Raw genomic sequence first — 12,671 nt, forward strand, 5'->3', positions numbered from 1 at the left:
TCTCCTTCGATCCGCGGGCTCCGTCGCCCGCGATGCTCCCAGCGTAGGAGATGCGCGCCCCGTCGGACGAGAGGGGCGTTACGCGTCGAGTCGCAGGGCGTTACTCGTCGAAGGTATTGACCATCGCCTGCGCTGCGCGCTCGAGGTAGTCCCAGAGGGTCGCCTCGTGCAGCGGTGACAGGCCGAGGGTATCGACCGCGGCGCGCATGTGCAGCAGCCAGCGGTCTCGCGCATCCGGATTGACCTTGAACGGCATGTGTCGCATGCGGAGCCGCGGGTGCCCGCGCTGCTCACTGTACGTCGACGGACCGCCCCAGTACTGCTCGAAGAACATCGTCAGGCGTTCGGTCGCTGCCGCGAGGTCTTCCTCCGGGTACATCGGCTTGAGCACCGGGTCGGCGGCGACACCCTTGTAGAACTCGAGCGACAGCTTTTCGAAGGTAGCGCGGCCGCCGACCTCCTCGTAGAAGCTGGGGGAGTTGAGGTTGGTCATGGCTGCGCCGGCCCCTTGTTCGCTGCTTTCCTCACGGCGTGGGGAGCTTCGTTGATGGTCTTGAGCGGCTTGGTGCGCGGCGGGCGTGCACCCGTGACGGAAGCCGCACCGTCGAAGCCCTCGAGGACCACGCTCTTGAGCGATGGCAGCTGGACGCCCAGCTCGTCTGTGGCGTACTTCAGGCGCGCACGCAGCTCACGGGCAACGTCATCCTTGGCAGGGGGACGGGTCTTCACGACGAGGCGAATGATGAGCGCCTCCTCGGAGATCGACTCGATTCCCCACAGCTCGGGGCGCTCGAGGATCCGGCTGCGCCACTTCGGGTCCTGGGCAAGGGCTGTCGCCGTGGTGAGCATGGTGTCCTGGACAGTCTCGATGTCCGCGTCGTACGGCACGGCGAGGTCGATGATGACCCGCGCCCAGCCCTGGGACATGTTGCCGACGCGCAGGATCTCGCCGTTACGCACGAACCACAGGGTTCCGTTGACGTCTCGCACCTGGGTGATGCGGATGCCGACGCGCTCGACGACACCGGTGGCAGGGCCGAGGTCGACGACGTCGCCGACGCCGAGCTGGTCTTCCATCACCATGAACAGGCCGTTGAGCACATCCTTGACAATGTTTTGGGCGCCGAAACCGAGGCCGGCACCGAGCGCGGCGGTGAGCAGGGCGAGCGAGCCGATGATGTTGGGGTCGATCTGGTTGACCACAAGGATGATCGTGACCACAACGACCGTGACGTTGACGATGTTGCCGAGTACGGTGCCGAGCGTGCGTGTTCGCTGCACGAGCCTCACCGCGGCGAGCGGTGACACGTTGAGCGCCTGGGTGTCTTCGGCACCCTGGGTCTTCTTCACCCCGGACACGATCTGGTTCACGATCCGTCGGATCGCGAAGTGAAGGAGCCATGATGCGATAAACGCTCCGACGATGATGATCGCGATCATGACGAGCCGGCCGATTGGGGTAAGGAAGAAGGCGTCAACACCTTGCCAGAATTCAGTCATCGGGCCAAGTCTACCGTCGGGCCACTGGGCGGACGCTGGAGGTCCGGCGGGCAAATGCGCTGTGTCGTTAACGACAGGGGCGCCACGCGCACGGGCCGGGTGACGGCATCCGTGCGCATGGCGCCCCTGAACCTCGGGCTATGCCCGGGCGTCACGCTCCTGTGCCTTGAGCGCACGCTCGACGCCGGCGAGGTTCTCGACGACGATGCGCCGAAGGGCCGGCGGCTCGGCGTTCTGGTCGAGCCAGGCCACCGTTGCGTCGCGCAGTTCTGCGCTGGCGAGCGGAGCGGGGTAGAGCCCAACCGCGAGGTACTCGGCGATCTTGTAGCTGCGCGATGCCCAGATGCGCTGCAGCATCTCGAAGTAGTCGGGAACGAACGACGCGAGGACATCCCGGTCGCGAGCGCGCTGGAAGCCGATGCCCGTCCACTGCACGATGGCGTTCGGGGCGGTGTCGATGTCGACGACGGATGCCCACGCGGCACGCTTCGCTTCGAGCGTCGGGATCGCCGCGCGGGCGAGCGCGGCAGCCTTCGCGCCATTGGCCGTGTTGTCGGCGGCCAGGGCCGCGTCGACCTCGTCGTTTCCGGCGACTCCACCCGCCGTGAGCGCGGCGAGGAGTTCCCAGTCGAGGTCGGTGTCGATCTCGAGCCCGTCGAGCGCGGTCTCGCCCGAACGGAGGGCGCGAATGGCGTCGAAGTGCTCATCGGTGGACGCAACCGCCGCGAAGAACTTCACGAACTGGAACTGGGCGTCGCTCCCGGCCTCAGCACCCTGGGCGAGGGCCCACAGTGCGTCGCCGACGTCCCGAACCGTGCTCTCCCGGCGCTCGGGAGCGACGTACTGGGTCGCCGCGAGCACGAGCTGGTTGAGCGTCGTGCGGATCGTCGTCGACTCGGTCTCGGTCGCAATGTTTCCGAGCACGAGGCGGACGTAGTCGCGAGCCGGGGTTTCGGCGTCGCGGGTCGCGTCCCAGGCGGCAGCCCAGACGAGGGACCGTGCAAGCGGGTCCTCGATGGCGGACAGCGACTCGGTCGCGACGGCGAGAGACGCCTCGTCGAGGCGGATCTTCGCGTAGGCGAGGTCGTCGTCGTTGAGCAGCACGAGGTCTGGGCGCTTCAGGCCGACGAGTTCGGCGACCTCGGTGCGCTCACCATCGACGTCGAGTTCGATCCTGTGCTCACGGAGGAGCTTGCCGTCGACGAGGTTGTAGAAACCGATGGCGAGGCGGTGGGGGCGGATCGTAGGGTACTCAGGTACCGCCGACTGCAGCACGGCGAAGCCGGTGATAACTCCGGAGTCGTCGACCGTGATCTCCGGGCGGAGCGTGTTGACGCCGGCCGTCTCGAGCCAGAGCTTGCCCCAGTCGGTGAGGTCTCGGCCCGATGCGGTCTCGAGTTCGCTGAGCAGGTCGACGAGTTCGGTGTTGCCGTACTCGTGCTTCTTGAAGTAGGCGGCCACGCCGGCGTAGAACGCGTCGATGCCGACCCAGGCCACGAGTTGCTTGAGAACCGAGCCACCCTTGGCGTACGTGATGCCGTCGAAGTTGACCTGAACGTCCTCGAGGTCGTTGATCGTCGCGACGATGGGGTGGGTCGACGGCAGCTGGTCCTGCTTGTATGCCCAGCTCTTCTCCATGGCGTTGAACGTCGTCCAGGCACCGGTCCACTCGGTGGCCTCTGCAACGGCGATGGTCGACGCCCACTCGGCGAACGACTCGTTGAGCCACAGGTCGTTCCACCACTTCATCGTGACGAGGTCGCCGAACCACATGTGCGCGAGTTCGTGGAGGATCGTGACGACGCGGCGTTCCTTGATGGCATCCGTCACCTTAGAGCGGAAGACGTACGCCTCGGTGAACGTGACAGCCCCCGCGTGCTCCATCGCGCCAGCGTTGTACTCGGGGACGAACAGCTGGTCGTACTTGGGGAAGGGGTACGGGTAGTCGAAGTTCTTCTCGAAGTATTCGAAGCCCTGGCGGGTCTTCTCGAAGATGTAGTCAGCGTCAAGATACTCGGACAGGCTCTGACGGCAGAACACACCGAGCGGAATCGTGCGTCCGTCGCTCGACGTCAGCTCGCTGCGCACGGCGACGTACGGTCCCGCGATGATCGCGGTGATGTAGCTCGACATCCGCTGTGTCGGCTCGAACGCCCAGGTCTTGCTGTTCTCGCCTGCATCGACGGGCTCAGGGGTGGGGGAGTTGGAGATGACGTCCCAGTGGGCGGGCGCGGTCACGGTGAACCGGAACGTCGCCTTGAGGTCCGGCTGCTCGAAGACCGCATACATGCGGCGCGAGTCCGGGACCTCGAACTGGCTGTAGAGGTACACCTCGTCGTCGACGGGGTCGACAAAACGGTGCAGGCCCTCACCGGTGTTCATGTAGATCATGTCGGCGTCGACGATGAGCTCGTTGTCGGCCTGCAGGTTGTCCAGGGCGATACGGATGCCGTCGCTGATGGCCGCCGGGTCGAGGGCAACGCCGTTGAGGGTCACCGAGTGCACGGTACGGGTAATGGCGTCGATGAAGGTCGAAGCGCCCGGTGTCGCGCTGAACCGGACCGTCGTCGTCGACCGGAAGGTCTCAGGGCCGGTGGTGAGGTCGAGGGCGATCTGGTAGCTCGAGGGAGAGACGAGCGAGGCTCGTTCCTGTGCTTCGGCGCGGGTGAGGTTTTCTCCGGGCAACGGGGACTCCTTAGGGTGTGGCTGTCGATCGGTGCGGATCGTGTCCGAGATTCCAGCGTAGTGCTCCGCCTTCCGCTGCCAATGGGCTGAGGCGGCCTCTCGCGAGCGAAATCCGTGGTTGGCTGTGGGAATGAGCACCGATACCCCGACCGCTGTTGATTTCTGGTTCGACCCGTCCTGCCCGTGGGCGTGGATGACCTCGAGGTGGGTCGACGAGGTTGCGAGACACCGCAACCTCGAGGTGACGTGGCACGTGATGAGCCTCGCCGTGCTCAACGAGAATCAGGACGTGTCGGATGAGTACCGCGCTTTCTTCCCGCGCGCGCTTCGGTATACCCGCCTCGTCACCGCGGCGAAGGAAGAATTCGGTCAGGCCATCGTGAAGCCCCTCTACGACGCCCTCGGAACCCAGATTCACCCCGGCGGTTCCACCGACCCCGACACGGTGATCTCGCAGGCGCTCGCCGAGGTCGGCCTTCCGCCGGAATTCGCGGAGCACTCCGAGAGCGACAGCTACGACGCCCAGATGCGTGCCAGTCACTTCGACGGCATCGAACGGGTCGGCCAGGATGTCGGAACGCCGGTCATCGCTGTCAACGGCACTGCGTTCTTCGGACCGGTGATTTCGCCGGCGCCAGTGGGCGAGGAGGCGGTCCGGTTGTGGGACGGCGTCGTTGCTGTGGCGTCGTACCCCGGTTTCTTCGAACTCAAGCGCAGCCGGACCGTCGGACCGATCTTCACCTGATCGCGCCGCGTGAGTCGCGCGGACGCCGGTCGGGGACGGCAGAATGGAACCATGCGCATCCATATCGCCACCGATCATGCCGGCCTCGACTTCAGCACCGACCTGCAGGAATACCTCGCACGCAGCGGACACGAGGTCGTCGATCATGGGCCGACGGAGTACGACGCCCTCGACGACTACCCGGCGTTCTGCATCAACGCCGCGCTCGGAGTGCTGCGCGACCGTGAGGCGGGTGTCGAGGCACTCGGTGTGGTCTTCGGCGGTTCAGGCAACGGTGAGCAGATCGCGGCGAACAAGGTGCACGGCATCCGTGCTGCCCTCGTCTGGAACGAGAGCACAGCGAAGCTCGCACGCGAACACAATGACGCAAACGTGATCTCGATCGGTGCGCGTCAGCACTCGTTCGATGAGGTGAAGACGTTTATCGACGCATTTATCGCCGAACCGTTCTCGGGCGATGAGCGCCACGTCCGGCGCATCGCGCAGATCGCCGAGTACGAGACCACGGGGACGATCGCCGGCAAGGGCGTCGACGCCGGATCCTCCGAGCGGGGTTAGCGTGCCAGAGGGTCATTCCGTTCATCGCATCGCCAGGCAGTTCCGCTCCAACTTCCAGGGACATCAGGTCACGGCGTCGAGCCCGCAGGGCAGGTTCGCCGAGGGCGCCGCGATCCTGTCCGGCCGCACGCTCGTCGACGTGAAAGCCGTCGGCAAGCAGATGTTCCTCGACTTCGATGACGAGCTGTGGCTGCGCGTCCACCTCGGCATGTACGGCGCATGGGACTTCGCCGGAGAGATCACTTCCGACGCCACCATCGCGAGTGCCAACGGCAGGATGGGCCAGACCAACCAGCACGGAACCGACCTCGCCGCGGTGATCCTCGACGAGGCCGGAGAGAATTCGCTGCACTCGATCGGTGCGCCGAGAAAGACCCGCGTGCGCATGTCTGAGCAGACCAAAGGCCTGTCGGGCGAGGAATGGGACACGTTCCCGCCCCCGCCCGTCGGCGCGGTCCGGCTCCGACTGCTGACCGAGCACGCCGTCGCCGACCTGCGCGGTCCGACCGCCTGCGAGATCCTCGACAGCGAACGGGTGAACGCCGTGATCGCGAAGCTCGGCCCAGACCCGCTCCTCGACCCGAGCCAGGCCGCGGAGGACAGGTTCACCGCTGTTGTACGCAAGAAGCCCACACCGATCGGCCTGCTCCTGATGGACCAGTCCGTCGTCTCCGGGATCGGAAACGTTTACCGTGCTGAGCTGCTCTTCCGTTCGCGGATCAACCCGCACACGCCGGGCAAGCTGATTCCCGAGGAACTCGTGCGCGGGCTCTGGAAGGACTGGGCGAGGCTCCTCCCGATCGGGGTGGAGACCGGCCAGATGATGACGATGGACGACCTCCGGGGCGAGGACTATCGCAAGGCGATGGCGAGTCGCGACGATCGCCACTGGGTCTACAAGCGCGAGGGCCTGCCTTGCCGGGTCTGCGGGACGAATATCGTTCTCGAAGAGATGGGTGCCAGAAAGCTGTACTGGTGCCCCAACTGCCAGCGGTGACCGGCGGCGATATGGCCCACCCGGGGAGGGCGCGATGACAGAATTCCGGCTGAGCGCAACCAGTCCGGGCTCAGGCATCCGCTCGACCCTCAGAAACGCCCGTGTCGTCGGCTCCGACGGCGCTGGTGTCGACGTACTGCTCGAAGACGCCCGGATCGCCGACATCCGTCCTGCCGGTTCAATGGCCCCGGAGGGAGAAGCCACCGATCTCGATGGCCGATGGGTGCTGCCCGGCCTCTGGGATCACCACGTTCACTTCACGCAGGTGGCCCTCGCCTCCCGGCGGCTCGACCTGACGGCGAGCGTCTCGGCCGCATCGGTGCTCGACCTCGTTCACGACTACGTTGCCGCTGCCGTGCCGAGGGTGCACCCGGACGATATCCTCGTCGGCACCGGATTCCGTGACGCGATGTGGCCGGATGCCGCCGACCTCGATGCGTTCGACCGGATCTCCCGGGGGCGGCGGGTTGTACTGATCGGTGCAGACCTCCACGGTGTGTGGCTCAACAGCGCCGCCCTCGCGCAGTTCGGGCACGCGGGTCACCCGACAGGTCTGCTGCGCGAGGAGGACGCCTTCGCGGTGAGCCAGGGGCTCGGCGCAGACGACGGCGTCGTCGATGGGTGGGCACGCGATGCGGCCGCCGCGGCGGCTGCACGCGGAGTGGTCGGGGTGGTGGACTTCGAAATGGCGTGGAACCTCGAGGTGTGGAGACGTCGAGCCCAGGCCGGGGCAACCGCGCTCCGGGTGCGGTTCGGTATCTATCCCGGCGACCTCGACCGTGCGCTCGCGGAGCGGCTCGCGACCGGCCAGATCGTGCCGCACACCCACGGCCTCGTCGAGGTCGGCTCGCTCAAGGTCATCACCGACGGATCCCTGAACACGAGGACCGCGTACTGCGACGATCACTACGACGGACTCGCTGGTCTATCGGACGCACACGGTGTGCTCACGGTGCCCGAAGCCGAACTCACCGAGCTGATGCGTCGCGCAACGGCCGGCGGACTGCACAGCGCGATTCACGCGATCGGTGACCGCGCCAATTCGCTCGCGCTCGACGCCTTTGCCGCGACGGGGGCGACGGGGTCGATCGAACACGCTCAACTGCTTCGCGACACCGATGTTGCGAGGTTCGCCGAGCTCGACGTCACGGCGAGTGTTCAGCCCGAGCACGCCATGGACGACCGCGACGCTGCGGAGAAGCTGTGGCCTGGACGCACGCGCCGCGCGTTTGTCCTCCGTGCCCTGCTCGACCAGGGGGCGAGAATCGCCCTGGGTTCTGATGCGCCCGTCGCGCCACTCGATCCGTGGGTCGCCATTTCTGCCGCGGTGGGTCGATCGAGGGGCGACCGCGAGCCGTGGCATCCGGAACAGTCGATCGGTGTCGCCGAGGCGCTCGCGGCGACGACCCGCACGCCGAATGAGGCGGTAGCGGCCGGGCGGGTCGCTGACCTCGCGATCGTCGACAGGAACCCGCTCACGTCGACGCCGGAGGAATTGAGGCGGATGCCGGTCGCTGCGACGATCCTCAACGGCCGGTTCACGCACTCCGTGATCTAGAACCCATCCGGCTGTACCCGCCCGCGCATCAAAAAAGAGGGCCGCCCGAAGGCGACCCTCTTTCGAAGAGAGCGGGGAACCGGTGCTACTTGGCGACGTGGGCGACGAGGAACCAGCGGTCCTTTTCAAGGCCGCGGGACACCTCGACGGCGATGTCCTGGCTGGTGAGGTCGATCGCGTCGAGCTCGTCAACCGCTGTCTTCACCGTGGTGAGCGTTGCGTCGATCTGCGCGACGAATTCGGCGATGGTGGTCTCTGACTGCTGGAAACCAGCGGTCAGTTCACCGGTCGTGGTCTTGGCAGCGACGGTGGACAGGCGTGCGTCGACCGGAAGGCCGAGTGCGACGATGCGCTCTGCTGCGCTGTCTGCCCAGTCCTGCGCGTGCGCGACGATGGTGTCGAGGAGTTCGTGGACTCCGATGAAGTTCGCTCCCCGAACGTGCCAGTGCGCCTGCTTGCCGTTGACGACGAGGGCGGTGAGGTCGATAACGACCGGGGTCAGGAACTGGGCGACGCCTGCGGCGACGTCGGGGCTGACGGAGGTCTGTGAGACGGTTGCGGTGGTTTCTGCCATGGGGTTCCCCTTTGCTTGTGCGCTGAAAGTGGTGCGCTCTGGATGCAACGGTACTCAGGCTCAGGCATTCCGCAAGCAAGACAAGGCTCTGCTTACCTGGGCAAGGGCTGGGTTCTCGAAGGCCCCGACGGTCCTCCAGCGGAGAGCGCCGGTGCGGGGGTTTTCCCCCTGACGGATCCGGGTGGTTCCCTGATATCGGGCGTTCGTTGTGCTCGCGAGGCTTGATTCATGCTTTCACCGTCTTCTGCCTCCACTCAGTCCGCCGCCTTCACAGCGGCCTCGGATCCGGTCGTCCTGGCTGGCGGGCGGGGCCGACGCCGCAGGCGCCCTCTCGTTGTCATTGCGATCCTCGTGCCCGTTCTCCTCGTCGGGGGGTGCGGGGCGCTGGTCGGTGTCGGTGCCCTCATGAACGGCCTGGGTTCGGCGAGTCCGGTCGACACCGTTGGCGCCGTCGAATTCGAGAACCCTCTCGCCATCCCTGCCCCTGCGCCGTCGACGGTCGACCCCGATGGCACGCGCGTGTTCACCCTCAACCCGCAGCGAGGAGCCAGCGAGTTTCGTGCGGGAGTCAATACCGAGACCCTCGGCTACAACGGCGCGTACCTCGGGCCCACCCTGATGGCCGACCGGGGTGAGCGGGTCAGGGTCGACGTCAGCAACTCGCTGCCGGAGGCGACAACCGTGCACTGGCACGGAATGCACGTGCCTCCGGGAGTTGACGGTGGGCCGCACCAGCTGATCGCCCCTGGCGCCCGGACGTCGCCCGGCTGGACGATCGACCAGCCCGCTGCGACGCTCTGGTACCACCCGCACCCCCACGGCGAGACCGAAGGCCAGGTGGCGAGGGGCCTCGCTGGACTGTTCCTGGTTAACGACGATGAACAGCGCCGACTTTCCCTGCCGAGCCGATACGGGGTCGACGACGTTCCCGTGATCGTCCAGGACGCGACGCTTGGCGGCGATGATGCCGCGAGCGGCGGAGGCGACGCGTTCGTCGGTGCGCTGGGACCAGACCTGCTCGTGAACGGAACCCTCGCACCATACCTCGACGTGTCCACGACACAGGTGCGCCTTCGGCTCGTCAACGCGTCGACGGCCCGCACCTATAACTTCGGTCTCAGCGACGAACGCGAGTTCGCGATGATCGCCTCCGATGGCGGCCTCCTCGGCGAACCGTTCGTGACCGACGGCATCCGCCTCTCACCGGGTGAGCGTGCAGAAATTGTCGTGACGATGACCCCTGGCGAGAGAGTGATCCTGCGCTCGAGGGCGCCGGATCTCGGCATGCCTGCGGTAACCGCGTCGGGGAACGGCGGCGTCGACAAGTTCGACGTCCTGGAACTGCGAGCGGGCACATCGCTCGAGCCGTTGCCCGCCGTGCCGGACACTCTCGCGGCAATCGAAGAACTGAGACCGACGGATGCCCGGGCAACGCGCACCTTCGAACTCAACGGTTTCTCGATCAACAACCAGCCGATGGACATGGGTCGCATCGACGAGGTCGTCACGCTCGGCACCACCGAGTCCTGGCTGGTCACGAATGGCATGGGCATGCCGCACAACTTCCACATTCACGACGTGCAGTTCCAGGTGGAGTCGGTTGGCGGTGAGCCACCGGGCCAGGAGCTGGGCGGGTGGAAGGACACGATCTACCTCGAACCGGAGGTGGAATACCGGCTCACCCTCCGGTTCGAGGACTATTCGGATCCTGACCTGCCGTACATGTATCACTGCCACCTGCTCGCGCATGAGGACAGCGGGATGATGGGCCAGTTCGTCGTTGTGAAGCCGGGAGAGCGGGCAGGAACCCCGCCGCGTCATGACGACGGCTCGGGGGCATCCGGAGTTGACAGGACCGACGGGGAGACCTCTCGCGGGGACACTCCCCGCGAGAGAGCACGGGACGGCTTCGGGCCGCGCGAAACGGAAGGGACGCAGCATGTCCATTGAGCAAACCTCGCCAGGGAACATCCGCCAGGGCGATCGGAATTCTGGCACCCTTGATCCCATGGCGGGCGACGCGGGCCAGGCCAAAGTCCCGGCGAAGGGCTACGGGGCGCTCTGGCGGGGCGTTCCCCGGGAGCTCGGCTTCCTTCTGCCAACGCTCCCCGTCGTCGTGGTCGGGTTCGTGGCCGTTACCGTGCTTTTCTCCGCGGGGCTGGGACTGCTCGCGGTGGTGATCGGACTGTTTCTCGTCGTTGGTGCGCTCTACGTTGCGCGTGCGTTCGGCACCCTGGAACTGGTCAGGCTTGAAGCGGCGGGAAGGAAGCCGATCCAGCGTCCGGCGTGGCGAGCACCCGGCGAGCGCCCCGGTTTGTGGCGCAGGGCTCTCGGCCCACTCGCCGACGGGCACTACTGGATGTACCTGCTGCATACCGGGTTCGTCGGCTTCGTGGTCGGGGTGTTCTCCTGGTCGCTGGCTTTCAGCTGGCTCGCGTCAGGGCTCGGCGGGATCTCGTACTGGTTCTGGAACTCGTTCATTCCTGAGGGGGATTCGCAGTTCTGGCTGAGCGGTGTCATCTACCGGTTCGTCACGGGAGGCCGGGAACTTCCCGTCGATGCCGACGTCGCTGACGGCATCCTCGTCTTCATCGCCGGCCTGCTGTTTCTCGCGACGCTGCCCTTCGTCACCAGGGGAATGGTGAGCCTTCACGACGTCATTGCCCGGGGGATGCTGTCTCGGTGGCCGAGCGACGACCTCAGAACCGAGGTAGCGGCGCTCGCCGCCTCACGGGGTGCCGCCGTCTCGGCGGAGGACCAGTCCGTACGGCGTCTCGAACGCGACATCCACGACGGGCCGCAACAACGGCTGGTTCGACTCCAGATGGACCTCGCTGCGGCCGAACGGAGGCTGGAGGACGACCCGGCGGCGGCGCGGGCGCTGATCGCCGAAGCGCGTGAGCAGGCTCAATCCTCGCTCGAAGAACTCCGCGCGCTGTCCAGGGGGTTTGCCCCGCCGATCCTCGCCGATCGTGGGCTCGTGAGCGCCGTCGAGTCGTTCGCCGCGGTGAGCCCCATCCCGGTCAGGGTGAGGAGCACCCTCGAGGCCGGTACCCGCCTGCCCGCAGAGATTGAAAGGAACGCCTACTTCGTGATCGCGGAACTGGTGACCAACGCGTCCAAGCACTCCGGGGCGACGGCGATCAGCGTCGAGATCGGCACGACCGGCACGCCGCACGCCGGTTACCGGCTGCAGCTTGTCGTCGCCGACGACGGGGTGGGAGGTGCCAGGTTCGACGACGGTCACGGGCTGAGCGGACTCCGCGATCGCCTCACCGGGTTGCGGGGGACGCTGTGGATCGACAGCACAGCGGGTAATGGCACGCGCGTGAGCGCATCCGTCCCCATTATCGATGGATGACCGCGGTCGTATGCTTCTCTCGTGACCGAGAACAGCGCCCCGTCGTCATCGATTCGCGTGGCCCTGGCGGATGATTCGGTGTTACTCCGCGAGGGACTCGTTCGGCTCTTCGACGAGGCCGGCTTCGCGACCGTCGGTTCATACAGCGATGCTGGCAGCCTGCTGGCCGACGTCGGGACTCTCGAGGTGGATGTCATTGTCCTTGATGTGCGGATGCCGCCCACCTACCGCGATGAGGGAGTTCGGGCTGCGATCGAGATCCGTGCGTCGCGACCGGGGGTCGGGATCCTCCTGCTGAGCCAGTACGTCGAGGCCACCTACGCGGAAGAACTCCTCGGTGCGTCCGCGGGCGGGGTCGGGTACCTCCTCAAGGACCGGGTGGCGTCGCTCGACGAACTCAAGGACGCGGTCCTGCGCATCGCTTCGGGCGGAACCGTGCTTGATCCGGAGGTGGTGCGTGAGCTCCTCGCTCATCGCAGGGATCCGCTCGCCTCGCTGACGCCGCGGGAGACCGAAGTGCTCCAGCTCATGGCTGAAGGCCTCACCAACCAGGGCATCGCGACCCGGCTGGTCATCGGCCTCGGCGCTGTCGAGAAGAACGTCACCGCGATCTTCTCGAAGCTCGAACTCGATGCGACAGGCTCAGACCATCGCCGGGTTCTCGCCGTACTCCGCTACCTGCGTTCCTGACAC

The 12,671-nt window shown here is 66.4% G+C and carries 11 protein-coding genes; 7 read left to right on the forward strand and 4 right to left on the reverse strand.

The features are described 5' to 3' along the window. Window positions 1-100: 100 nt before the first annotated feature. From AC1C2M_RS03325 to pepN, 3 genes are all read right to left on the reverse strand, one after another. Window positions 101-493 carry a globin gene (locus AC1C2M_RS03325; protein ID WP_108391274.1) on the reverse strand — a complete coding sequence of 131 codons (393 nt, stop codon included), beginning with the start codon at window positions 491-493 and terminating at the stop codon, window positions 101-103. After that, window positions 490-1,500: a mechanosensitive ion channel family protein gene (locus tag AC1C2M_RS03330; RefSeq protein ID WP_495435241.1), complete on the reverse strand. Its 1,011-nt coding sequence runs from the start codon at window positions 1,498-1,500 to the stop codon at window positions 490-492. Before AC1C2M_RS03330 ends, AC1C2M_RS03325 begins: the two co-directional genes overlap by 4 nt. 138 nt (window positions 1,501-1,638) lie before the next feature. After that, complete coding sequence (gene pepN / locus AC1C2M_RS03335) at window positions 1,639-4,185, reverse strand: aminopeptidase N (protein ID WP_495434139.1); 2,547 nt, start codon at window positions 4,183-4,185, stop codon at window positions 1,639-1,641. A 130-nt stretch (window positions 4,186-4,315) separates the two neighbouring features. Here pepN and AC1C2M_RS03340 point away from each other — a divergent pair, with 130 nt between their 5' ends. Genes AC1C2M_RS03340 through AC1C2M_RS03355 form a run of 4 tightly spaced genes read left to right on the forward strand, consistent with a single transcriptional unit; the run spans window position 4,316 to window position 8,043 of the window. Then, complete coding sequence (locus AC1C2M_RS03340) at window positions 4,316-4,930, forward strand: mycothiol-dependent nitroreductase Rv2466c family protein (RefSeq protein WP_495435242.1); 615 nt, start codon at window positions 4,316-4,318, stop codon at window positions 4,928-4,930. 51 nt (window positions 4,931-4,981) lie between these two features. Continuing rightward, complete coding sequence (locus tag AC1C2M_RS03345) at window positions 4,982-5,488, forward strand: ribose-5-phosphate isomerase (RefSeq protein WP_495434137.1); 507 nt, start codon at window positions 4,982-4,984, stop codon at window positions 5,486-5,488. Window position 5,489: 1 nt separating this feature from the next. Further along, window positions 5,490-6,485, forward strand: coding sequence for an Fpg/Nei family DNA glycosylase (locus AC1C2M_RS03350; RefSeq protein WP_495435243.1), 996 nt, complete (start codon window positions 5,490-5,492; stop codon window positions 6,483-6,485). Window positions 6,486-6,519: 34 nt separating this feature from the next. Continuing rightward, window positions 6,520-8,043, forward strand: coding sequence for an amidohydrolase (locus AC1C2M_RS03355; protein ID WP_495435244.1), 1,524 nt, complete (start codon window positions 6,520-6,522; stop codon window positions 8,041-8,043). Between the two features lie 85 nt (window positions 8,044-8,128). Here the strand turns inward: AC1C2M_RS03355 and AC1C2M_RS03360 are convergent, their stop codons facing one another. Then, window positions 8,129-8,617 carry a Dps family protein gene (locus AC1C2M_RS03360; RefSeq protein ID WP_483404373.1) on the reverse strand — a complete coding sequence of 163 codons (489 nt, stop codon included), beginning with the start codon at window positions 8,615-8,617 and terminating at the stop codon, window positions 8,129-8,131. A gap of 228 nt (window positions 8,618-8,845) precedes the next feature. Between AC1C2M_RS03360 and AC1C2M_RS03365 the strand changes: the two genes are divergently transcribed. From AC1C2M_RS03365 to AC1C2M_RS03375, 3 genes are read left to right on the forward strand one after another with little or no spacing between them, the layout of a single operon-like run. Beyond that, entirely contained in the window at window positions 8,846-10,567 is a 1,722-nt protein-coding gene (locus tag AC1C2M_RS03365; protein WP_495435245.1) for a multicopper oxidase family protein, read from the forward strand. Continuing rightward, window positions 10,557-11,978: a sensor histidine kinase gene (locus AC1C2M_RS03370; protein WP_495435247.1), complete on the forward strand. Its 1,422-nt coding sequence runs from the start codon at window positions 10,557-10,559 to the stop codon at window positions 11,976-11,978. The genes AC1C2M_RS03365 and AC1C2M_RS03370 overlap by 11 nt, the downstream gene beginning before the upstream one ends. 21 nt (window positions 11,979-11,999) lie before the next feature. Further along, entirely contained in the window at window positions 12,000-12,668 is a 669-nt protein-coding gene (locus AC1C2M_RS03375) for a response regulator transcription factor (protein ID WP_495435248.1), read from the forward strand. The last annotated feature ends 3 nt before the right edge of the window (window positions 12,669-12,671 follow it).

The organism is Mycetocola sp. Y444, from assembly GCF_059445295.1.

Excerpts from the sequence above, each read along its gene's own strand:
- AC1C2M_RS03325 (WP_108391274.1), bottom strand. The coding sequence starts at position 493 with ATGACCAACCTCAACTCCCCCAGCTTCTACGAGGAGGTCGGCGGCCGC.
- AC1C2M_RS03330 (WP_495435241.1), bottom strand. The coding sequence starts at position 1,500 with ATGACTGAATTCTGGCAAGGTGTTGACGCCTTCTTCCTTACCCCAATC.
- AC1C2M_RS03340 (WP_495435242.1), top strand. The coding sequence starts at position 4,316 with ATGAGCACCGATACCCCGACCGCTGTTGATTTCTGGTTCGACCCGTCC.
- AC1C2M_RS03345 (WP_495434137.1), top strand. The coding sequence starts at position 4,982 with ATGCGCATCCATATCGCCACCGATCATGCCGGCCTCGACTTCAGCACC.
- AC1C2M_RS03355 (WP_495435244.1), top strand. The coding sequence starts at position 6,520 with ATGACAGAATTCCGGCTGAGCGCAACCAGTCCGGGCTCAGGCATCCGC.
- AC1C2M_RS03360 (WP_483404373.1), bottom strand. The coding sequence starts at position 8,617 with ATGGCAGAAACCACCGCAACCGTCTCACAGACCTCCGTCAGCCCCGAC.
- AC1C2M_RS03365 (WP_495435245.1), top strand. The coding sequence starts at position 8,846 with ATGCTTTCACCGTCTTCTGCCTCCACTCAGTCCGCCGCCTTCACAGCG.
- AC1C2M_RS03370 (WP_495435247.1), top strand. The coding sequence starts at position 10,557 with ATGTCCATTGAGCAAACCTCGCCAGGGAACATCCGCCAGGGCGATCGG.